Source organism: Phenylobacterium sp. (genome assembly GCF_031181185.1).
Taxonomy (GTDB): domain Bacteria; phylum Pseudomonadota; class Alphaproteobacteria; order Caulobacterales; family Caulobacteraceae; genus Phenylobacterium.
In genome coordinates, this window is the sequence record NZ_JAPSKZ010000008.1 from 20,828 (window position 1) to 42,318 (window position 21,491).

The 21,491-nt window shown below is 68.4% G+C and carries 19 protein-coding genes and 1 pseudogene; 10 read left to right on the top strand and 10 right to left on the bottom strand.

Going from position 1 to position 21,491, the window contains the following annotated elements; all coding sequences use genetic code 11:
- Positions 1–71 precede the first annotated feature (71 nt).
- The 4 genes from RIF93_RS01875 to RIF93_RS01890 all read left to right on the top strand — a co-directional run bounded on the left by RIF93_RS01875 (position 72) and on the right by RIF93_RS01890 (position 2,196).
- The gene (locus RIF93_RS01875; RefSeq protein ID WP_309087882.1) at positions 72–485 is read left to right on the top strand and encodes a MarR family transcriptional regulator; all 414 of its coding nucleotides are present in this window, start codon (positions 72–74) and stop codon (positions 483–485) included.
- Positions 486–556: 71 nt separating this feature from the next.
- Positions 557–1,390 (top strand): TIGR00266 family protein, encoded by an 834-nt coding sequence (locus RIF93_RS01880; protein ID WP_309087886.1) that lies wholly within the window; start codon positions 557–559, stop codon positions 1,388–1,390.
- Between the two features lie 10 nt (positions 1,391–1,400).
- Positions 1,401–1,823, top strand: a complete 423-nt coding sequence (locus RIF93_RS01885) for a VOC family protein (protein WP_309087888.1) — start codon at positions 1,401–1,403, stop codon at positions 1,821–1,823.
- Positions 1,824–1,884: 61 nt separating this feature from the next.
- Positions 1,885–2,196: an EthD family reductase gene (locus tag RIF93_RS01890; protein ID WP_309087890.1), complete on the top strand. Its 312-nt coding sequence runs from the start codon at positions 1,885–1,887 to the stop codon at positions 2,194–2,196.
- Between the two features lie 4 nt (positions 2,197–2,200).
- Here the strand turns inward: RIF93_RS01890 and RIF93_RS01895 are convergent, their stop codons facing one another.
- Positions 2,201–3,457, bottom strand: coding sequence for a type I secretion C-terminal target domain-containing protein (locus RIF93_RS01895; protein ID WP_309087892.1), 1,257 nt, complete (start codon positions 3,455–3,457; stop codon positions 2,201–2,203).
- Between the two features lie 349 nt (positions 3,458–3,806).
- On the opposite strand from RIF93_RS01895, the gene RIF93_RS01900 reads away from it, so the two are divergent.
- Complete coding sequence (locus tag RIF93_RS01900; protein ID WP_309087893.1) at positions 3,807–7,829, top strand: Calx-beta domain-containing protein; 4,023 nt, start codon at positions 3,807–3,809, stop codon at positions 7,827–7,829.
- Positions 7,830–7,868: 39 nt separating this feature from the next.
- Here RIF93_RS01900 and RIF93_RS01905 read toward each other — a convergent pair whose 3' ends face one another.
- Both RIF93_RS01905 and RIF93_RS01910 read right to left on the bottom strand, forming a co-directional pair.
- Positions 7,869–8,924 carry a deoxyhypusine synthase gene (locus RIF93_RS01905; RefSeq protein WP_309087895.1) on the bottom strand — a complete coding sequence of 352 codons (1,056 nt, stop codon included), beginning with the start codon at positions 8,922–8,924 and terminating at the stop codon, positions 7,869–7,871.
- Between the two features lie 99 nt (positions 8,925–9,023).
- Positions 9,024–10,295 carry a type III PLP-dependent enzyme gene (locus RIF93_RS01910; RefSeq protein ID WP_309087897.1) on the bottom strand — a complete coding sequence of 424 codons (1,272 nt, stop codon included), beginning with the start codon at positions 10,293–10,295 and terminating at the stop codon, positions 9,024–9,026.
- A gap of 427 nt (positions 10,296–10,722) precedes the next feature.
- Between RIF93_RS01910 and phnC the strand changes: the two genes are divergently transcribed.
- The 3 genes from phnC to phnE are packed head-to-tail and all read left to right on the top strand — an operon-like array spanning position 10,723 to position 13,328.
- The gene (gene phnC, locus RIF93_RS01915; protein ID WP_309087899.1) at positions 10,723–11,514 is read left to right on the top strand and encodes a phosphonate ABC transporter ATP-binding protein; all 792 of its coding nucleotides are present in this window, start codon (positions 10,723–10,725) and stop codon (positions 11,512–11,514) included.
- Positions 11,511–12,524 (top strand): phosphate/phosphite/phosphonate ABC transporter substrate-binding protein, encoded by a 1,014-nt coding sequence (gene phnD, locus RIF93_RS01920; protein WP_309087901.1) that lies wholly within the window; start codon positions 11,511–11,513, stop codon positions 12,522–12,524. The genes phnC and phnD overlap by 4 nt, the downstream gene beginning before the upstream one ends.
- On the top strand, positions 12,525–13,328 hold the full coding sequence (gene phnE / locus RIF93_RS01925; protein ID WP_309087903.1) for a phosphonate ABC transporter, permease protein PhnE: 804 nt from the start codon (positions 12,525–12,527) through the stop codon (positions 13,326–13,328).
- Positions 13,329–13,338: 10 nt separating this feature from the next.
- On the opposite strand, the gene RIF93_RS01930 is transcribed toward phnE, so the two are convergent.
- Genes RIF93_RS01930 through RIF93_RS01940 form a run of 3 tightly spaced genes read right to left on the bottom strand, consistent with a single transcriptional unit; the run spans position 13,339 to position 15,460 of the window.
- Complete coding sequence (locus tag RIF93_RS01930; RefSeq protein WP_309087905.1) at positions 13,339–13,785, bottom strand: NUDIX hydrolase; 447 nt, start codon at positions 13,783–13,785, stop codon at positions 13,339–13,341.
- A gap of 1 nt (position 13,786) precedes the next feature.
- A complete protein-coding gene (locus RIF93_RS01935) occupies positions 13,787–14,788 on the bottom strand; it encodes an anion permease (protein WP_309087907.1) in 1,002 nt (333 codons plus the stop codon).
- Positions 14,789–14,815: 27 nt separating this feature from the next.
- Positions 14,816–15,460, bottom strand: coding sequence for a DUF47 domain-containing protein (locus tag RIF93_RS01940; protein ID WP_309087909.1), 645 nt, complete (start codon positions 15,458–15,460; stop codon positions 14,816–14,818).
- Positions 15,461–15,673: 213 nt separating this feature from the next.
- Here RIF93_RS01940 and RIF93_RS01945 point away from each other — a divergent pair, with 213 nt between their 5' ends.
- A complete protein-coding gene (locus tag RIF93_RS01945) occupies positions 15,674–16,876 on the top strand; it encodes a porin (RefSeq protein ID WP_309087911.1) in 1,203 nt (400 codons plus the stop codon).
- Positions 16,877–16,902: 26 nt separating this feature from the next.
- On the opposite strand, the gene RIF93_RS01950 is transcribed toward RIF93_RS01945, so the two are convergent.
- The 3 genes and pseudogenes from RIF93_RS01950 to RIF93_RS01960 all read right to left on the bottom strand — a co-directional run bounded on the left by RIF93_RS01950 (position 16,903) and on the right by RIF93_RS01960 (position 19,169).
- Positions 16,903–18,000 carry a glycosyltransferase family 1 protein gene (locus RIF93_RS01950; protein ID WP_309087923.1) on the bottom strand — a complete coding sequence of 366 codons (1,098 nt, stop codon included), beginning with the start codon at positions 17,998–18,000 and terminating at the stop codon, positions 16,903–16,905.
- A 126-nt stretch (positions 18,001–18,126) separates the two neighbouring features.
- Positions 18,127–18,309 (bottom strand): annotated as a pseudogene (locus RIF93_RS01955) (TetR/AcrR family transcriptional regulator); the annotation flags it as partial.
- Between the two features lie 44 nt (positions 18,310–18,353).
- Positions 18,354–19,169, bottom strand: a complete 816-nt coding sequence (locus RIF93_RS01960; RefSeq protein ID WP_309087913.1) for a UDP-2,3-diacylglucosamine diphosphatase — start codon at positions 19,167–19,169, stop codon at positions 18,354–18,356.
- A gap of 155 nt (positions 19,170–19,324) precedes the next feature.
- Here RIF93_RS01960 and RIF93_RS01965 point away from each other — a divergent pair, with 155 nt between their 5' ends.
- A complete protein-coding gene (locus RIF93_RS01965) occupies positions 19,325–19,960 on the top strand; it encodes a helix-turn-helix domain-containing protein (protein ID WP_309087915.1) in 636 nt (211 codons plus the stop codon).
- 65 nt (positions 19,961–20,025) lie between these two features.
- On the opposite strand, the gene RIF93_RS01970 is transcribed toward RIF93_RS01965, so the two are convergent.
- The coding region (locus RIF93_RS01970; RefSeq protein WP_309087917.1) for a hypothetical protein at positions 20,026–21,491 on the bottom strand (1,466 nt) is incomplete at its 5' end.

The following is a 21,491-nucleotide window of genomic DNA, read 5'->3' on the forward strand; positions in this document are numbered from 1 at the left end:
GGCGCCCGATGCCCACCCACACCTCGAACCCTGATTCGACTCGGCTCTTCTACCTTCTGACCCACGTGGCAATGCGCCGTGATCGGACGGTCGAGAGCATATTGAAGCCGCACGGCCTGACCTTGACGCAGTGGCGGGTGCTGCTCGCCGCAGGCTGGATGAAGGCGCGCACCATGAACGAGGTGGCTGACTACCTGGCGCTTGATCGCACGGGTCTGTCACGGGCGGTGGACCGCCTGGTCGAGCACGGCCTGCTCGTGCGGACGGATGTCGCCCATGATCGGCGCTTGACGGAGATCGCGCCCACCGAGACTGGCAAGGCCCTGCGCAAGGAGGTGCTGAGTCACATGGTGGAGCTGGATCAGCGACTGTTGGCGGGTCTCGACTCTGAGACGAAGGCGGCCGCCGAGCAGGCTTGCGAGCATCTGCTGGAGCGGCTGGTGGGCCACCGCGCCGGCGCGCGGCGGATCATCGACCTGATCTGAGGCGCGCCCTCTTCCCGTCGCTGGCGAGGACTCTAGATTGGCTGCCGAATCGCGCCTGGACGGAGCCCGCCATGACCAACAGCCCCTGGACCCACCACCGCAGCGCCAGCGTCGCCGACGACGTGGATTTCGAGATCAAGGGCCAGGAGCTGCAGTTCGTCGAAATCGAGTTGGACCCCGGCGAGAGCGCCATCGCTGAGGCCGGCGCGCTGGTCTGGAAGGACGCCACGGTCGAGATGACGACGGTGTTCGGCGACGGCTCCGGCGGCCAGGGCGCGGGCTTCATGGGCAAGCTGCTGGGCGCCGGCAAGCGGCTGATCACCGGCGAGAGCCTGTTCACCACCGTGTTCACCCACCAGGGCGGGGGGAAGGCCAAGGTGGCGTTCGCCTCGCCAACGCCCGGGGCCATCCTGCCGCTGCACCTGGCCGACATCGGCGGGACCCTGATCTGCCAGAAGGACAGCTTTCTGGCCGCGGCCCGGGGCGTTTCGATCGGCGTCCAGTTCCAGCGCCGCGTCATGACCGGCCTGTTCGGCGGCGAAGGCTTCATCATGCAGCGGCTGGAGGGCGACGGCTGGGTCTTCGTTCAGATGGGCGGCACGGTGGTCGAGCGCGAGCTCGCGCCCGGCGAGCAGATCCACGTCGATACCGGCTGCCTGGCCGCCTACACGCCAAGCGTCGACTTCGACCTCGTCATGGCGGGCGGCGTGAAGAGCGTCTTCTTCGGCGGCGAGGGCCTGTTCTTCGCCAGGCTCACCGGCCCGGGTAAGGTGTGGATCCAGTCGCTGCCGTTCTCCAGGCTGGCGGGCCGGATGCTCGCAGCGGCGGGTGGCTCCGGCGGCCAGAACCGCGGCGAGGGCTCTATCCTCGGCGACCTGGGCGACCTGATCGGCGGCAACCGCTAGGGCTCGACCCATGCGGCCCCGCGTCAGCCTCATCACCCTGGGCGTCGACGACCTCGACGCCGCCGTTCGCTTCTATCGCGATGGGCTTGGCTTCGCGACCGAGGGGATCGTCGGCGAAGAGTTCGAGGACGGCGCCGTAGCCTTCTTCGACCTTCAGCCTGGCCTCAAGCTGGCGCTGTGGCCGCGGCGATCGCTTGCGAAGGACTCGAACGTCGCAGTGACGCCGCGCAGCCCGTCGGAGTTCATGCTGGCCCACAACGTTCGCAGCGAGGCCGAGGTCGACCGAGTGATGGCTACGGCGGCCGCGGCGGGTGCGGTGGTGACGAAGCCGGCGCAGAAGGCCTTCTGGGGCGGCTACACCGGCGTCTTCCAGGACCCGGACGGTCACCTATGGGAGGTGGCCTACAATCCGCAGCTCCTGCCCGACGACTGACGGGGGTTTCCTTCCGGCGGGGCAGGCTGGTTAGCTCGGCGCGAACCGGGAGGAGCCTTCGATGGTCGTGCTGACCGTGATGTACCCAGCCAAGGACGGCGGCCGTTTCGACGCCGACTACTACAACGCCACGCATATCCCGCTGGTGAAGGAGGCCTTCACGTCGACGGGGCTGAAGTCCGTGCAGGTGCTTCAGGGCCTGTCCGCCGGCGGCGGTGGCAAGGCGCCTTTCGTGATGATGGCGAACCTGGCGTTCGAGAGCCCGGCGGCCCTGCAGGCCAGCGTCGCCGGGCCGCGGGCCGGCGAGGTGTTCGCCGACATCGCCAACTTCACCGACATAGCGCCCCTGACACAGGTCAGCGCCGCGGGCTGAGCCGTCAGGCCGTGAGCCAGTCCGCGGAGGTCAGGCTGGTTGGCGCGACGCCGTTCAGCGTGGTGACGTGGAACGCCCACGGGTTCGTGGTCCCGGCCCCGTCCGGATCGAACATCACCCGCGTGCCGCCGGCGCCGTCGGCCTCGAAGCGCAGATATCCATCGGCGACGGGATTGCTCCCGAGATAGCCGGCGTCGGCGAACAGCGGGCGCAGGTCCAGTACGTCGTCGCCGTCGCCAAAGTCCCGGACGTGGCCTGCGTTCCAGGGCAGCGCCTCGAAGACGAAGCGGTCGTCGCCCGCCGAGCCGGTGAGCGCGTCCGGGCCGCGGCCGGCGGTCAGCGTGTCCGCGCCCGCCCCGCCCAGCAGGGCCTGCCCGTAGCCGGTCGAAACCAGCGCGACGCCCGGTTGCGGCTCTGCCTGCGGAGTGGACGCGGAAGCCCCGAACACATTCCCGGCCGTGGCGGCTCCGGGCGAGACGCCCTTCAGGATCGTGACGAGGGAGCTCCAGCCGTGCGCCGCGCCCGCGCCGTCGGCGTCCAGCATGACCTTGGTCGACCCGGCGCCGTCGGACTCGAACCGAACGTAGCCGTCGGCCACAGGATCGGTCCCGGCATAGCCACCCTGGTAGAGCGCCGAGATGTCGAGCCGATCGATACTCAGTTCGAAGTCGGCGATCTCGCCGCCGTTCCAGGGGCGGGATCCATAAACGAACACGTCCTCGCCCGCGCCGCCGGTGAGTTCGTCGGGGCCCTGGCCGGCCACCAGGGTGTCGTCGCCTGCCCCGCCGGTCAGCACGTCGGCATAACGGTCGGACACCAGACGCATGCCCGCGACCTCGGCGGCGGCGGCGCCGAACACCTGCGCGGATGTCAGCCCCGCGGGCGAAACGCCGTCCAGGGTGGCGACGTGATAGGCCCACGGCGAGGCGCTGCCGGCTCCGTCCGGGTTCAGCATCACCTTGGTTCCGCCGGCGCCGTTGGACTCGAAGCGGACGTAACCGGCGGCCACCAGATCCGTGCCTGCAAAGCCGCCCTGGTAGATCGCCGAGATGTCCAGGCGGTCGACGCCCAGCTCGAAGTCGGTGATCTGCACGCCGTTCCAGGGCAGGGCCCTGAAGGTGAAGGCGTCCGCGCCCGCGCCGCCGGTCAACCGGTCGGGGCCTTGGCCGGCGTTCAGCGTATCGTCGCCGGCGCCGCCCGCAAGCACGTCGGCGTAGCGGGCGGAGGTGAGCACGAGGCCCGGAGTGTGGTTGTTCGGCATGGCGAGCGCGTCCCTCGAATGCGGTATCGGTGACGCGATACCTAGGTGAGAGGGGTCCGCCGCCGGGGACGCCAAAAGGACGCATGCCGACGCCGAGCGGCGGCCCTGCTGTTCAGTCGAGCACCCGACGTAGCGGGCAACCGCCTGAAATTGCGGCGCGACGAGCTGCGCCATTCCGCCCGTTGACGACCGCGCCTGTGCGACCACCGGGCGCAGGCCCAAGACGGGCCTGTGGCGCCGAAGCCACTCTCGACTTTGTGCTCAAGGCGGGCGGAACAGCGCCGACAGAGCGCAGGTTGACGAGCGCCATGGCGCAGGCGCGCCGCGGCCAGACTCGGAGACCAAGGACATGGCAGCGTTTACCGGTGGGAACGCCAACGATGTGCTGAGTGGTGGTTCGGCGGCCGACACCCTGTCGGGCGGGCTGGGTGGCGACACCCTTTCCGGCGGCGCGGGACCCGACATCCTCTATGGTTTCGGTGGGGCGGACAGCAGTCCCACCTCAGGGCGCGTCGATGTCCATCAGTTCCAGTTCCCCCTGGACACGCCGGTCTTCGCCGTCTCCCCGCCCGGGCAGCCCGGCAAGTTGTTCGTCGTGGAGGTCACCGGCCAAATCCAGATCGTCGATCTGGCCACCGAACAGAAGGCCGCCACGCCGTTCCTGGACATTCCGTCCACGGAGCTCGGCAGCGGCGGCGAGCGGGGCCTTCTTGGCCTGGCCTTCAGTCCCGACTATGCGACCAGCGGCAAGTTCTACATCAGCATGGCCGCGCCTACGGGCGAGTTCCAAGTCTTCGAGTACACCCGCTCGGCGGCCAACCCGAGCCTGGCCGACATGGCCTCCAAGAAGCTGATCCTGAGCGTCCCGCACCCGGCCAATCAGCACTACGGCGGTTGGATGGAGTTCGGGCCGGACGGCAACCTCTATATCGCGACCGGCGACGGCAAGGCGGGGCAGGTCCCGACCAACCCCGCGCAGGATCCGAACGCCTTGCTCGGCAAGATCCTGCGCATCGACGTGCGCGGCGACGATTTCCCGGGCGACGCCACCCGCAACTACGCCATTCCCGCCAGCAATCCTTTCGTCGGTAAGGACGGCGCCGATGAGGTCTTCGCCATGGGCCTGCGCAACCCGTGGCGGGCGAGCTTCGACGCCGCAGGCAACCTCTACATCGGCGACGTGGGCGAGGACGCGCGCGAAGAAGTGAACATCATCCCCGCGGGCTCCGCAGGCGGCCAGAACTTCGGCTGGGCCGCCAAGGAAGGCACCATCGGGCCGACCGATCCCAAGTACACGGACCCCGCGCTGGAGTACGCCCACGGGGACGGCCCAATGGTCGGCAATTCGATCACCGGCGGCTACGTCTACGCCGGACCGGGCGGAGCGCAGGGCCAGTACATCTTCGGCGACTTCATGAACCCGAACGTCTGGGCGGCCCGCTTCGAAGGAGGACAGGTTCAAAGCTTCGTCAGCCTGAACGATGCGCTGGTCTACGACAGCTGGGCGACCATCGGGCTCACCACCTCGTTCGGTGTCGACGGTTCGGGCCGGCTCTACGCCATGACGGTGGACGGGCGCCTGTTCCGCCTCACGCCCACCGAGGCGACGGGCGACGGGGCCGACAAGCTGTCGGGTGGCGACGGCGATGATCAGCTCTTCGGCGGCTATGGCTCGGACACCCTCGACGGGGGCGCAGGGACCGACGTCCTGACCGGCGGCCTCAGCGCCGACGTCTTCGTCTACGCGGCCGTGCCGGCGACTGCGGGCCGCGTCACGGACTTCAAGGTGGGCGCGGACAAGCTGGATGTCGCCGCCCTCCTGTCCGGGGTGAGCTATTCCGGCTCGGATCCCGTGGCGGACGGCTACATCCGCTTCGTGAGTTCGGGCGGCGGAACCCAGGTGCTGTTCGACCGCGACGGCAACAGCGGCTCGGCGTCGGGGCAGGCCATCACCACGCTGGAGGGCGTGACCGGCAGCGGCTTCACGTCGACGCAGATGTTGACCCCGAATTCGATCAGCCCGCCGCCCGGCCCCCCCAGCGTGGGCTTCGCGACGACCACGCTGTCCCTGGCGGAGGGCAACAGCGGCTCCAGCGCCTTTGAGTTCACCGTCACGCGCAGCGGCTCCACGGCGGGATCCTCGACCGTCCAATGGTCGCTGGCGGGCTCGGGGGCCAACCCCGCGACGGCGGCCGATTTCGCGGGCGGAACCCTGCCGAGCGGTTCGCTGAGCTTCGCAGCGGGCGAGACATCGAAGACGATCGTCGTGAACGTCGCCGGCGACACGGCGGTCGAACCCAACGAGGGCTTCACCCTCACGCTCTCGAATGCGAGCGGCGCGACGATCGGAACGGCGACCGCCACCGGCCAAATCACCAACGACGACAGCCCTCCCACGGGCGACGGCCAAGTCATCAACTCTCCCGGGCCGGGCTCGACGCTCACCGGCGGCTCCGGCAACGACACGCTGAACGCCAGCCAGGGCTCCGACATCCTGACGGGCGCCGGGGGGAACGACAGCTTCGCCTGGGCGGCCGAGCCATGGTCGCCGGCGACGGTGAAGGACTTCGCCGTCGGCTCGGATCGGCTGGACCTGTCGAAGATTTTCCAAAGCGCGGGCTACACCGGGTCCGACCCCATCGCCGACGGGCGGATCATCCTGCTGAGCTCGGGCTCCGACACCCAGATCCTGTTCGACCGCGACGGACCCGGGGGCAACTGGGGCAATTACATCATCAAGCTGGAGGGGGTGTCTTCCAGCGGGCTGACCTGGGCCAAGCTGTCGGGCGGCGGTGGAAGCCCGCCGCCGTCGACGACCATCAGCATGAGCACTCTCCAGCTGGGCCTGCCTGAGGGGAACAGCGGCTCGAGCGCCTTCACGTTTTACGTCGACCGCACCGGCTCCACGACCGGAACCTCGACGGTGCAGTGGTCGGTGGCGGGTTCGGGGTCGAATCCCGCCAACGGAACCGACTTCGCGGGCGGCGGATTCCCGGGTGGCACCCTCACCTTCAACGCAGGGGAGACCCGCAAGGAGATCGTCGTCAACGTCGCCGGCGACACCACGGTCGAGCCCCATGAAGGCTTCACCTTGACGCTCTCGAACGCCAGCGGAGCCACCCTGGGACAGGCGACGGCGACGGGGTCCATCGGGAACGACGACCAGGAGCCGCCGCCCACCGGCGACGGTCAGGTGATCAACTCGCCAGGGCCGGGCTCGACGCTCACCGGCGGTCCCGGGAATGACACCCTGAACGCCAGCCAGGGCTCGGACATCCTCACAGGCGCGGGCGGTAACGACAGCTTCGCCTGGGCCGCCGAGCCGTGGGCGCCGGCGACGGTGAAGGACTTCACGTCCGGCTCGGATCGGCTGGACCTGTCGAAGATCTTCCAGCAGGCGGGCTACACCGGATCGGACCCCATCGCCGACGGCCGGATCATCCTGCTGCAGCAGAACGCCGACACGCTGGTGCTCTTCGACCGCGACGGACCCGGCGGGAATTGGGGCAACTACATCATCAAGCTGGAGGGCGTGTCCTCCAGCGGCCTCACATGGGCCAAGCTGTCGGGGGGCGGAGGGACCAACCCGCCGCCGTCGCCGGTGATCGCCTTCACCAGCAGCCAACTGAGCCTGGCCGAGGGCAACAGCGGGACGACCGCATTCTCGTTTACGGTCAGCCGCAGCGGATCGACCGAGGGTTCGTCCTCAGTGACCTGGACCCTGGCGGGCGTTGGAGGCAACCCGGCGAACAGCTCGGACTACGCGCCCGGAACGCCGACCAGCGGCACGCTGACGTTCGCCGCCGGCGAAACCAGCAAGACGCTGACCGTGAACGTGGTGGGCGACACCACCGTCGAGCCGGACGAGTCCTTCGTCTTCAGCCTTTCGACGCCGACCAATGCGACGCTCGGCCAGGTCTCCTCGGCGACCGGCACGATCCTGAACGACGACAGCTCGACGCCCCCGCCGACCGGCCAGGTGATCACCTCGCCGGGGCCGGGCTCGACGCTGACGGGCGGGGCGGGCGCGGACACCCTGATCTCCAGCCGCGGCCAGGACGTGCTGACCGGGGCCGGCGGGGCCGACCACTTCACATTCCCGGCCGAGAACTGGGCGCCGGCCCAGATCACCGACTTCGAGGACGGCGTCGACAAGATCGACATCCGCGGGATGCTGGACGCCATCGGCTACACCGGGACCGATCCCTTCGGAGCCGGCTACCTGAAGCTGATCGACGACGGCGCCGGCGGGACCAAGGTTCTGTTCGACCGCGATGCGGCCGGCGGCAATCCGCAGTGGCCCAACTACGTCTTCCAGGTGGAGAAGGTCGCCCCGTCCCAGCTCGGCGCTTCCGACTGGATCTTCCAGTAAGAAAAAAAGGGCCCCGGATCACTCCGGGGCCTTCGTTCTTTAGGCGGTGAACAGATCGTTCCAGCGCCGGCGCTTGCGGGCCTTCCAGGCCCCGAGGTGCCAGGCGTTCGAGGCGATCAGCGGCACCACGGTGGTGGCCTCCGCGAACACCATCTGCTCCCACGTGACGTCGACCTTGCCCCAGGAGCAGGCCTCCTTGAGCGTCGACGACGAGCAGGCGCCGTCACGCACGTCGGCCACCGTGATCTGGATGGCGTACTTGTGCATGTCGACCTCGTGGCCGAGGATCTCGGCGCAGACCACCGTGTCCTGCGCGAAGTTCTTGGGCACGCCGCCGCCGACCATGAAGAGGCCCGTGGCGCCCGCCTTCAGCTTGATCTCGGTCAGCTCGCGGAAGTCCGCGATGGCGTCGATCGTCAGGTAGGGCTTGCCCGCCTTCATGCGCTCGACCTGGTGCTTCACGAGGCCGAAGCCGGCCGAGCTGTCGACGAACGCCGGGCAGAAGATCGGCACGCCTTCGCGGTAGGCCACCTCGATCAGGCTGTCGGGCTTCTTGGCGTTGCCCGCCGCCAGCCACTTGCCCATCTCGTAGATGAACTCGCGGCTGGAGTAGGGGCGCGGCTCGAGCGCGTTGGCGATCTCGTAGATCGTCGCGTCGCAGGCCTGCAGCTCTTCCTCGTCGATGTAGGTGTCGTAGATGCGGTCGATGTAGAGATCGCGCAGGTCGCGGTCGTCGACGTTGGACTGGGCCTGGTAGTGCTTGAAGCCAAGCGCTTCGAAGAAGTCCATGTCGACGATCGAGGCGCCGGTCGCGACGATCGCGTCGATCATCCCGTACTTCACCATGTCGCGATAGATGTGCATGCAGCCGCCGGCCGAGGTGGAGCCGGCCAGCGTCAGCCAGGTCGAGCAGTCCTGGTCCTCGAGCGACATCTGCCAGATGTCGGCCGCACGGGCCGTGTCGCGGCTCGTGAAGCTCATCTTGCGCATGGAATCGATGATCGGGCGGGCGTCGTATTGATCGATGGCCACGTGCTCGACGGTGTTGGCGAGCAGTTCGGCCTTGCGGTTCGTGTTCTGAACGGGAGCGTTCATTCTCAAAGTTCCCTTTGGGTTTGATCGCCCGTCGAAAACAGAAAGCGCGGCCGGGACGGAGCGACCGGCCGCGCCTTTAACACGTCGAATATGGCGGTTTTACCGCTTGCGGCCCTTCTTGCCGGCCGCGCCCTTGGGACGCGACAGGCGCACGACCTTGCGCTCCTCTTCCTGGCGCTCGCGCGGCAGGCGGATGGAGCGGCCGGCCAGGCCGAACATCGAGGCCATCGGGGCGTCGCCCACCTCGACCGTCTCGGCGTCGCCGAAGCCGTTGAAGCGGGTGTTCATGGCGATGCCATAGGCGCCCAGCATGCCGATCTCGACGTAATCGCCCTCGCGGATGTCTTCAGGCAGCCAGAACGGGCCTGGCATGTGGTCGAGGCTGTCGCAGGTGGGACCGTAGAAGCGGTAGGGCTTCAGCGGACCTTCCACCTCCTGGGCCTCGCCCTCGTCGCCGCGGTACAGCTTCACCGGGAAGGGCCACTTCACGTGCGCCGCATCGAACAGCGAGCCGTAGCTGCCGTCGTTGAGGTACAGCGCGTCGCCCTTGCGGAGCTCCACCTTGGTCAGGATCGAGGTCGCCTCGGCCACCAGGGCCCGGCCGGGTTCGCACCACAGCTCGGTGTCCTCGTGGACGCTCATCTCGGCAAAGCCGCGATGGATCGAGTCGGCGTAGTCGCTCATGTCCGGCGGGATCATACCCGGGTAGACCGACGGGAAGCCGCCGCCGACGTCCACGACATCGACGAGAACACCCGCCCGCACGATGGCGCGGTTCGCCTGGGCCATCGCAGCCTGGTACGCCGTGGGCCGCATGCACTGGCTGCCGACGTGGAAGCTGACGCCCATGCGGTCCTGGGTGGCGCGGCGCGCGGCAAGCAGCAGGCTCGGGGCCTCCCACATGTCCACGCCGAACTTGCCCGACAGCGAGTAGGACGCGCCTTCCGCCGACACGCCGAGGCGGACGATCAGCGACAGGTCGTCGGCGCCGCCGGTGGCGTCGAGGATCTTCTGCAGCTCCTCATGGGTGTCGAGGGCAAAGGTCTTCACGCCGTGGTCGAAGTAGGCCTGGGCGATGGCGCGCCGGCTCTTCACCGGGTGCATGAAGGCCATGCGCGAGCCCGGGGCGTGCTGCGACACCAGCTCGATCTCGGGGACCGAGGCCACATCGAACGCGTTCACGCCGCTCTGCGCGAGGGTTTCGATAACCCACGGCGAAGGGTTCGCCTTCACAGCGTAGAAAACGTCGCCTTGAAAATTGTCCTGGAACCAGCGCGCCGCTACGGCCACCACGCCCGGTCGCACAAGGGCGACAGGACGCTCCGGGGACCGCTCGCGGACCAGGTCCAGGGGCGTATGGTACGTCTGCACCTCACGCAACCCCCAACGGATTGTTGAACCCAGACCGGCGTTAGCAGCGCTTTTTAGGACTTCGGGTCCGCCGGAAGCCGCGCAAATAGGGTCATCTGACCCCAATGTAAAGTGCGAAGAACGTGCGACCGCCCGTCGCTATACCGAACAGCGGTATTTAACCTTGGCGGTGCGTCGCCTTAGTTCCAGTAGAGAGGAAGGACAGGCGCGCCGCAACACGTGGCTAGACTCGCCCGCCACCGGGAGGGCCGCTGTTTCTGCTGCGCTCTCTGGCTTCGAGTTCCAGCTGCCGCCGCTGCGGCGTCGTCGCATGCGTTGCCCGCTGGACCCGAGCCACGCCGCCATGTCATGAAGCCGTCGCAAGCGGCGGCGAACACAGAGGTTCTTCGTCCTTGCGACGACGCCACGGGGAAAGCGCTGCCGACTGATGACCGAAGCCGCCGTTCTGTCGATACGGAACGCCACCAAGACCTTCGGTCAGCGCCGCGCGCTCGACGGGGTCTCCCTGGACGTTCGCAAGGGTGAGATGATCGCCCTCATTGGGCCCTCCGGCTCGGGCAAGTCGACCCTGTTGCGCTCGATCAGCGCGCTCCAGACCATCGATTCGGGCGGGACGATCCAGGCGTTCGGCGCCCCCGTGCAGGACAACGGCCGCGTCGCCTCGGGCGTGCGCAAGCTCCGCACCCGCATCGGCATGATCTTCCAGCAATTCAACCTGGTGGGCCGGCTAACGCTGTTCTCGAACGTGGCCCTTGGTTCGCTGGGCCGGATCGGCGGCGTGCAGGGGCTGCTGGGTCTGTGGCCGGCGGAGACCAAGCACGCGGTGATGGCCGCCCTGCACCGCTTCGGCCTCGCCGAATACGCCGGTCAGCGGGCGAATACGCTTTCGGGCGGCCAACAACAGCGGGGCGCCATCGCGCGCGCCCTGGTCCAAAAGGCCAAGGTCATCCTCGCCGACGAGCCGGTGGCCTCGCTGGACCCGGTCTCCGCCCGCCGAGTCATGGAGATCCTGCGCGAGCTGAACGCCAACGACGGCCTCACCGTCATCGTGACCCTGCACCAGGTGGACTATGCCCTGCGCTACTGCGAGCGCGTGGTCGCCCTCAAGGCCGGCAAGGTCGTCTACGACGGCCCGCCCGGCGGCCTGGACAAGGCCCGCCTCATCGAAATCTACGGCCCCGAATTCGAGGACGTCTTCTGGGAAGGAGCGCCCCAATGATCCGCCGCCACCTGATCGGCGCAGCCCTGGTCGCCACGCTCGGCCTCGCCGGCTGCGGCGAGAACAAGGACGCGCCCACGCCTGTCGACGGCACGCCGAAGGAGCTGACCTTCGCCATCCTGCCGGCCGAGGGCCAGGCCTCAATGGCGCCCCTGTGGCAGCCGCTGCTGGACGACATGGCCGCCCAGCTGGGCGTGCCGGTGAAGCCCTTCTTCATCTCCAACTACACCGCGATGGTCGAGGCGATGCGCTTCAACCAGGTGCAGATGGGCTGGTTCTCGGCCGCGCCGGCCCTGCGGGCGACCGAACGCGCCAACGGGCAGGTGCTGGGCCGCGTCGTCGACGCGAGCGGCGAGGACACCTACAAGTCGGTGCTCATCGTCCGCAAAGGCAGCGGCATCACGCTGGACAAGGTCCTGCAGTGCGACCGCAGCCTGAACTTCGGCATTGGCGACGCCCAGTCCACCTCGGGGACGCTCGCGCCGATGGCCTATCTCTTCACCCCTCGCGGCATTGATCCGGCGAAGTGCTTCAAGGCGGTCCGCTCGGCCAGCCACGAGGCCAACGTCCTGTCGGTCGGCACCGGCGTCCTGGACGTGGCGACCAACAACACCGTCGGCCTGCTGTTCAACCGCCGGCAGAAGCCCGAGATCGCCGATCGCATCCAGGTGATCTGGGAATCGCCGCCGCTGCCGGAGTCCTCGATCGTCGTCCGTAAGGACCTGGACCCGGCGCTGAAGGAGAAGATCCGCCAGTTCTTCCTGACCTACGGCACCGGCACGGACGCCGTGGCCGAGAAGCAGCGCAAGGTGCTGCAGGGGCTGGCCTATGGCGGCTTCCGCCCGGCCGACGACTCCTACCTCGACCCCGTGCGCGAGATGGAGGCCGCCGAGGCGCTGGCCGCCGCCCGCCGCGCGGGCGACCAGGGCAAAATCGCCAAGGCCCAGGCCGAATTCGACAAGGTCAGCGCCGCGGCCGCCCAGCGCCGCGCCCAGGCTCCGGCGACCTAGATGACCGCAGCTTCCTCGGCGGTCCCGCCGCCGCCCACCCGCAGCCTGGTGCAGCGCGCGCCCGACCTCCTGGTCTGGGGCGCGGTGATCCTGCTGCTGCTGATCAGCTTCAAGCCGGTGGAGGTGGGCAACTTCACCCGCCTGTTCACCAACTCCGAGAACATGCGCCTCTACGGCGCCGACCTGCTGCGGCCCGACTTCACCGAGTGGCGCCTCTACGTCGGCCAGATGTGGCTGACGATCCAGATCGCGCTCTGGGGCACGTTCCTCGCGGTGATCGTGGCGGTGCCGTTCGGCCTCGCCTGCTCGCGCAACGTCTCGCCGGTGTGGCTGCAGCAGCCGATGCGGCTCCTGATGAACCTGCTGCGCTCGATCCCGGATCTGGTGCTAGGCACGCTGTTCCTGGTGGCCGTCGGCCTAGGCCCATTCGCCGGCGTCATGGCGCTCGCCATCAACACGGGCGCGGTGCTGGCCAAGCTGTTCTCTGAAGCGGTCGAGTCGATCGACAAGGGGCCGGTCGAGGGCGTGCGCGCCACCGGCGCCGGGAAGCTGCACGAGATCGTCTGGGGCGTGATCCCGCAGGTGGCCCCGCTGTGGACCAGCTATGCGCTGTACCGCTTCGAATCGAACTCTCGCTCGGCGACGGTGCTGGGCCTGATCGGCGCCGGCGGCATCGGCCGGCTGCTCTTCGACAGCATCAACGGCTTCGCCTACCACCAGCTCTCGGCGATCGTGATCGTGATCATCGTGGCCGTGTCGCTGATCGACCTGCTGTCGCAGGCGATGCGGAGCCGGCTGCTCTAGCGGCAGGGCTTCAGGGGCTGAACGCGGCCAGCAGCCGCTTCAGCTCCTTCTCGTCCACCAGCTCGGCCGCCTCGGCGGGCGTCGTCCAGCGGCGCTCGCGTTGCGCCTTCTCGGGCCACTCGTCCCGCTCCTCGGCGACTTCGAGGCCGAACACCATCACCCGGACGTGCTGGGTCCGGCCGCTGCGCAGCCGCTTCTCGTAGTGATAGAGGCCCAGGGGCTTGCGCGTCGTCTCGCCGGTGACGCCGGCCTCTTCCAACGCCTCTTGCGCGGCGGACGCCGGCGGCTTGAGCTTTTTGATGGGCCAGCCCTTGGGGATCACCCACCGCTTGGTCTCGCGCGAGGTGATCAGCAGCACCTCGACGCCGTCGGGCGTCCGGCGCCAGGGCAGGGCGGCGTACTGGGTCTTGGGCTCGCGATCCGGTTCAGGTCTCAGACGCTCGGCGGTCTTGTCCATGTCACCCGAAGGTCCGGTCGAGGAAGCGGGCCAGGAAGTAAAACAGCGCGCCGGTGGCGCCCGCCATGGGAATCGTCACGACCCAAGCCCAGACGATGTTCTTGGCCACGCCCCAGCGGACCGCCGACACCCGGCGCGCGGCCCCGACGCCGATGATCGAGCCGGTGATGGTGTGCGTCGTCGAAACCGGAATGCCGAGGTTGGTGAAGAAGAAGAGGGCGATCGCGCCGCCGGTCTCGGCGCAGAAGCCCTGCTGCGGGGTCAGCTTGGTGATCTTCGAGCCCATGGTGTGCACGATGCGCCAGCCGCCGAAGAGCGTGCCAAGACCCAGCGCCGCCTGGCAGGTGATCACCACCCAGAACGGCACGTGGAACTCGGCGCCGAGGTGCCCGTGCGAATAGAGCAGGACGGCGATGATCCCCATGGTCTTCTGGGCGTCGTTGCCGCCGTGGCCGAGAGAGAACAGGGCCGCCGAGACGAACTGCAGCTTGCGGAACACCCCGTCGGCCATCGCCGGCGTGGCCTTCACGAAGGCCCAGGAGGCCAGGAAGACGAGCACCAGCGCCAGGGCGAAGCCGAGCGCGGGCGAGATGATGATGCCTGAGAGCGTCTTCATGACGCCGGCCCATACGATGGGATCGAGCCCTGCCTTGGCGACGCCCGCGCCCAGCAGGCCGCCGATCAGGGCGTGCGAACTTGAGGAGGGAATTCCCAGGAGCCAGGTGAAGACGTTCCAGAAGATCGCCCCGCCGAGGGCGCCGAAGATCACCGCGTCCGAGATGATCCCGGGCTCCAGGATGCCCTTGCCGATGGTGTTGGCCACGTGGAGGCCGAAGAACAGGAAGGCGATGAAGTTGAAGAAGGCGGCCCAGATCACCGCCCAGCGCGCCGAAAGCACGCGCGTGGAGACGATGGTGGCGATGGAATTCGCCGCGTCGTGCAGGCCGTTCAGGAAGTCGAACGCCAGCGCGACCCCGATCAGCAGGATCAGGACGAGGCTCATGCCGCCGATGTCCACGAGGCCGATCCCTTAAAGGTGTTCGATCAGCACGCCGCTGATCCGGTTGGCCACATCCTCGAGCCGGTCCACCACCTTCTCCAGGTGGTCGTAGATCTCGCCGCCGACGATGAACGCCATCGGGTCCTGGCGGGCCGGGCCGCGGAACAGCGCCTGCATCCCGTCGTCGTAGAGGTGGTCCGACTGCTCCTCGAGGCGGGTGATCTCTTCCGTGATGCTGTTCAGGCGCGAGGCGTTCGACTTCATCTGGCGCAGCAGCGGGACCGCCTCGGACGTGAGGTCGGCGGCGCGGACGATGATGTCACCCAGCCGGACCATGTCGGGCTCGAAGGCGCGGACGTCGAACAGCGTGACGGCCTTGGCGGTCTTGTGCATCTGGTCGACCGCGTCGTCCATCGAGCCGATCAGGTTGCGGATGTCGCTGCGGTCGAAGGGCGTGATGAAGGTGCGGCGGACGGCCAGCATGACCTCGCGTGCGACATCGTCCGCGGCCTGCTCGTGGCGGGCGACCTCGGCGCACAGCTCGGGCACCCGGTCGCCGCCGTCCAGCAACTCGCGCAACGAGCGCGCGCCGCCGCAGATCGTCTTGGCGTGGGCTTCGAACAGGTCGAAGAACCCCGCCTCCTTGGGCATGATGGCGTTGAACCAGCTCAGCATCTGACGTCCCTCGGGTAGCGGCGGCGAAAAGCCGTACACGGACGGCTGCCTCTACACTGGCCAGGCCGCCGCCGCCAGAACCACGTCATGCCGCTTTCGTCGAGCCGACATGGCTGCGTCGTCGATCCGTCGTCGAATTGTCATCGATGAACGATAAGCGGTCCCCACGGTTTTAGCGCCGGGCGGAGGCCTGGAGGGACGGGGATTTCGACAATGCGAAAACTCTCACAGGCTGGCCTTGCCACGCTTCTGGCTTGCGGCCTGGCCGGAGCCGCCGCGGCTCAGGATGCGCCCAAGCCCTACAAGGGCGCGCCCGAGTTCGAGTTCGGCGAGCTGACCATCAAGCCGCGCGGCCGCATCTTCCTGGACCAGGTCTGGCAGGAGGTCGACCGCGAGAACGGCGCCGACGAGGACCTGAAGGACGGCCGCGTCCGCATGGCCCGCATCGGCGTCCAGGGTTCCTACGGCGACAAGCTCTCCTTCGTGGTCGAAGGCGACTTCGGGCTGGAGCAGTCCAACTGGGAGGACGTGTACGTCGAGTACACGCCCGCCGACGGGGCGACGTTCACGGCCGGTCATTTCAAGACCGTCGCCCTCGAGAACATGACGTCCGACACCTACACCACCTTCATGGAGCGGGGTCCGTTCACCGACGTGCTGGGCGTCGGCCGCACGCTCAACGTCCAGGGTCGCCTGAACGGCAAGAACTGGACCGCCTCGGCGTTCGTCCTGGGCGACAACATCAACAATCCCAGCGTGCCGTCGGACCGGCCGACCGGCTCACAGGAGCAATACGGCTTCGGCGCACGGGCCACCTACGCCCCGATCGTCACCGACACCACCCAGGCCCACCTCGGCGCCTGGGTGCGCCGCCGCGACCGGGCGGACCAGTCCAACTACAGCTACGGCGCGCGCAACAACACGAACTTCGGCTCGCGGTATGTGAACACCGGCGGCGTCGGCGTCCGCGACACCCAGATCGGTCTGGAAGGCGCGGTCGTGCACAAGAACTGGTCGGTGCAGGGCGAGTGGGCCAACGTCCACATCGAGCGCGTCCTGGACGCCGAGGACGACGTGCGGGTCTGGTACGTGTTCGCCAGCTGGTTCCCCACCGGCGAGTCGCGCCGCTACCAGGCCGATGAGGGCCAGTTCGGGCGGGTGAAGGTGAAGCGCCCGGTGACCCAGGGCGGCCTGGGCGCTGTGGAACTGGCGGTCCGCTACGACAGCGCCGACCTCAGCGACGTCGGCACGCCCGCCGCCGGCGAGTACTCCGGCTGGACCTTCGGAGCCAACTGGTACCTCCACCCCCATATGCGGGTAATGGCGAACTACACGACCTCGAAGAACGAACTGCGCGCTCCCTTCGCCGACGTCGACGTGAAGACCTTCCAGCTCCGCGCCCAGTTCGACTGGTAAGAGGGCGGCCGCTGGCCTGAGGCCGTCTAGGCGATCTCGGGCCGGCGGCGGCGCACGCGCGCGAGCCTTCGCAGGCGGCGCCAGAAGCGGGTCTTCTGCGGTTCGGGATAGGGCTGCAGGTTGCGGACGAAGTCCTCGGCGCAGGCTCGCCAGGAGAAGCCTTCGGCGAAGCGGCGCACCTGGGCGCGGTCGAGCTTCAGCGCTTCGAGGCAGGCGTCGCGGAGGCCTTCGGTCGCCGACGGCGCCAGCGCACCCGCGCCCGAACCGGGGATCAGATCGATGGGGCCCGGCGCCGGATAGGCCGCCACCGGCGTGCCCGAGGCCATGGCTTCCAGGATCACCAGGCCGAAGGTGTCGGTCAGCGACGGGAAGACGAAGACGTCGGCGCAGGCGTAGGCCGAGGCGAGGTCCTGGCCCGACTTCGGGCCGGTGAACACCGCCTTCGGGTACTTGGCCTTCAGCTCGTCCAGCTGCGGCCCGGGGCCCACCACCACCTTCGTGCCCGGCAGGTCCAGGCTGAGGAACGCCTCGATGTTCTTCTCGACGGCGACCCGTCCGACGTACAGGAAGAGCGGCCGCGTCAGGCCTTCGAACACGTCGGGCTCGCCCTCCTGCCGCGGGCGGAAGGTCTGGGTGTCGACGCCGCGCGACCACGACGAGATGTTGCGGAAGCCGTGGCGGGTCAGCTCGTCGCGCATGGTGGGCGTCGCCACCATCAGCCGCCCCGACGGCTTGTGGAACCACTTCATGTAGGCGTAGCCGGCCGCCAACGGCAAAGGCAGGCGGGCGGAGACGTATTCCGGGAACCGGGTGTGATAGCTGGTCGTGAACGGCAGCTTCCATTCGACGCAGATGCGCCGGGCGGCCAGGCCGATCGGGCCTTCGGTGGCGATGTGGATCGCCTCGGGCTCGAAGGCCTTGAAGCGCTCCTGCACCGGCTCGTAGACGCCGATCGCCACCTTGATCTCGGCATAGGTCGGCAACGGGAAGGTCTTGAACTGGCCGGGGTGGATCACCTCCACCGTGTGGCCCATCTCGCGCAGCTCCTGCACGACCCGCGTCAACGTGCGGACCACCCCGTTCACCTGCGGCTCCCAGGCGTCGGTGGCGAGCAGGATGCGCATCGGGCGCTGGGCGTCCCGGGGCGCGGTGATCGCCTCGCGCAGGCGCCGATCAGACCGGTCGGGCTTCACCCGCTCGGCCTCGCCGATGGCCTGGGTCTGCATCCAGGCCCAGAAGGCGCCCAGCAGCGCCTCCTTGGTGGGGAAGTGGCGATAGACGGTCCGCTCGCCGACGCCGGCGTCCCGAGCGATCTCGGCGAAGCTCAGGTCTTCCAGCGAGCGGGTCTCGAGCTGGGCGCCCACGGCGCGCAGGATCTGCTCGCGCGTCTCCTCCCGCTGGCGGTCGCGTTGGCTGGAGGCGGGCGTCCTCATGGCAGGGCCACTGTCATGAGTTGAGCGGGCAAGTCAACGTAAGGTCAGGCGGCCAGGGGCTCAGGTGCGCGCTCAGGAGCCGGCAAGCGACGATCGATGACGGACCATGAGCGCAGCTTGGCCCATTCCAGGATCTCGAGCCGACCGTCCGGATGCTCCACGAGCGCGGTGCAGCTTTCCACCCAGTCGCCGTCGTTGATGTAGGCGATGCCGTCGATGTCCCGCATCTCGGCCTTGTGGATGTGCCCGCAGATCACCCCGTCCACGCCGCGCCGCCGGGCCTCGGCGGCCACGGCGGCCTCGAAGTCCTGGATGAACTGCAACGAGCTCTTCACCCGCTGCTTCAGGAAGGCCGAGAAGCTCCAGTAGCCGAAGCCCAGCCGGCGGCGCACCCGGTTCGTCAGCGTGTTCGCGGCCAGGATCGCGCGGTAGGCCCAGTCGCCGACGAAGGCGAGCCACTTGGCGTGTTGGACGATGCCGTCGAATTCGTCCCCGTGCGTGACCAGGAAGCGCCGGCCGTCGGCCGTCTCGTGGATCGCATCGCGCGCCACCACCACCCCGCCGAAGTGTACGCCGCAGAAGTCGCGGATGCGGTCGTCGTGGTTGCCCGGGATGTAGGTGACGGTCACGCCCTTGCGCGCCAGGCGCAGGATCTTCTGCACCACGTCGTTGTGGCTCTGGGGCCAGTACCAGCCGCTCTTCATCTTCCAGCCGTCGACGATGTCGCCCACCAGGTAGAGGCGGTCGCAGTCCATATGGCGGATGAAGTCCAGCAACAGCTCGGCCTGGCAGCCGCGCGTGCCCAGATGGATGTCGGAGAGGAAGACGCTGCGGTAGCGGCGGAGCCCGGGGTCGCTCACCTTGAGCCCTCTTCGGCCTTGGAACGCCCATCCGCTAGGCTGATTGCATGTCAGTCCTGTGAACCCCCTTGAATTCCTGGCGAAGGTTTCCCTTGTCCTGCTAGGGGTTACCCCGCTGAGCAGACCCTCCCCAGGTCGCCGAAACATTGGGTCCGATGGACGCCCGACACTATCCGGCCAAGGCGACGCCGAAGTCGCAGCGCACGCGCGCGCGTATTCTCGACGCGGCCATGCGGCTGTTCGCCGAGATCGGCTACCACGCCGCCACCAATGCGGTGATCGCCGACGCCGCCGGCCTCACGCGCGGGGCCATGCTCTACCATTTCGCCACGCGCGAGGAGTTGGTGGAGGCGGCAATCACCCATATCGAGCTGAGCCGCGCGCGCCTCCTGGAACAGGCCGCGGCCTCGCCGCCGCCGGGCGTCGATGCGGCCGAGCACGCCATCGACAGCTACTGGGCCCTGCTGCACGAGACGCCGTTCGTCGCCTTCGCCGAGCTGGAGGCCGCGGCGCGGACCGATCCGATGCTGCGCGAACGCCTCGCCACCGCCCAAAGCGCCTTCGACCACGCTCAGGTGGGCGGCGATCGCTTCGGGGCGATGGTCCAGGCCGGCGCAGATCCCCGCTTCCAGACCAGCCGCGACCTGGGCCGCTTCCTGTTGGAGGGTCTGGCCAAAGGGGCCATGACCTATGACGAGCCGGCTCGGCGCGAGCGCCTGATTGCGGTGGTGAAGCGGGCTGTGCGGATGTTGAACCGCAAGGGCGACATCCACGACATCTGGGCCGAGTAGGGCGCCAAAGGAAAAGGGCCCCGCGGTCGCCCGCGAGGCCCTCCCTCAAGTGTTCACGATTGGCCTTAGCGGCGGCCGCCCGGAGCCGCAGCCTGTTGGCCGCCCGTCGGCATCTCGGCCTGGCGCCGGCGCTGGAACAGCATCTGCTGCACCGCGGCCAGCTCGGTCTTCTCGATCGCCCCCGAGGAGTCGCGGTCGACCTGGCCGAAGAAGCCCGCCAGCTGCTTGCCGAACTGGCCCTTCAGCTCCGCCTTCTGCAGCTTGCCGTCGAGGTTGTCGTCCAGCATGCCCATCATGCGGGTCTGGTTCATGATCTCGTCGTAGTTGACCTGCTTCTTGGCCGTCTCATCCACCCAGCGGAAGCGCAGGGCGGTGTAGAACATTTCCTCGAAGGACTGGTCGCCCCAGACGATCTCCTTGGTCGGATCCGGATTGGCCGGGTTCCGCTTGGAGTTGTCGTACCAGTAGTGGGCGACGAGCTTCGAGCCGGCCGGCACCTTCACCGGCTCGGCGAAGGCGTACTCGCGCTGCCAGTTGAAGTCGTACCGCGGCATCGACAGCAGCATCTTCTTCGAGCCGTCCGGATACTCGATCCACAGGTCCGAGGCGTAGCCGCGGTAGTGGGCGTGCGGGAAGGCCGAATAGAGCAGCGCCTCCTTCGGGAACTCGACGTAGGCCGTTTCCTTGTGACGCGCGGCGCCCGGCGGGATCACGATGGTGTTGTCCACCACCACGGTGCTCCGCATCATCAGGTCGGGCAGTTCGTTGTCCTTGTAGAAGTAGAGCCCGATCTGAGACTTCTCGAGCTCCTCCTTGCCGTAGGGCGTGTAGTGGGCCTGGAAGGCCACGCCGCCGCCCGGCGGAAGATACGTGCCCACATTGGTCGGCCAGAAGGTGGACTCCGCGCCCACCGCATAGCCGCCGACGCCGGCGCCCCAGCGCATCTCGTTCGCCTGCTCGCCAGGCTTCGGCAGGTGCTCAGGCTTCACATACCCCGAGAGGTAGTGGTGCACGCCCTGGCGCGAGCCGATCTTGTAGGTCGACGCCTTGATCCACTTGCCCTCGGTCAGCGGGTTGGCCACCCACGGACGCTGGTACTCGACCACGCCCGACGCGGGAATCTTGTACGACGGGATGTCCAGGATCAGGTCGGGCTTGCCCAACGGCCAGTCCGACAGGGGCGCGCGCGCCTTGGCCAGCGGGTCGGGACCGGCGCCGCGCGGCGCGCCGGCTTCGATCCAGTGAACCAGCGTCTTGATCTCGTCCTTGGTCAGGCTCTTGTCGTCCTTGAACTGCCCCACGTGCGGCGAGGCGTTCCAGGGCGGCATCCGATCGGTGCGGATCACCTCGCGGATCATCGGCGAGAAGCCCTTCACCATCTCGTAGCTGGTCATCGCGAAGGGGCCGATCGAGCCGGGCTGGTGGCAGCCGACGCACTTGTTTTCGAGGATCGGCGCCACGTCGCGGGCGTACGAGATCTGCGCGTGCTGGGCCTTCTTCGCCCGCTCGGGGAAGTCGATCAGGCAGCCGG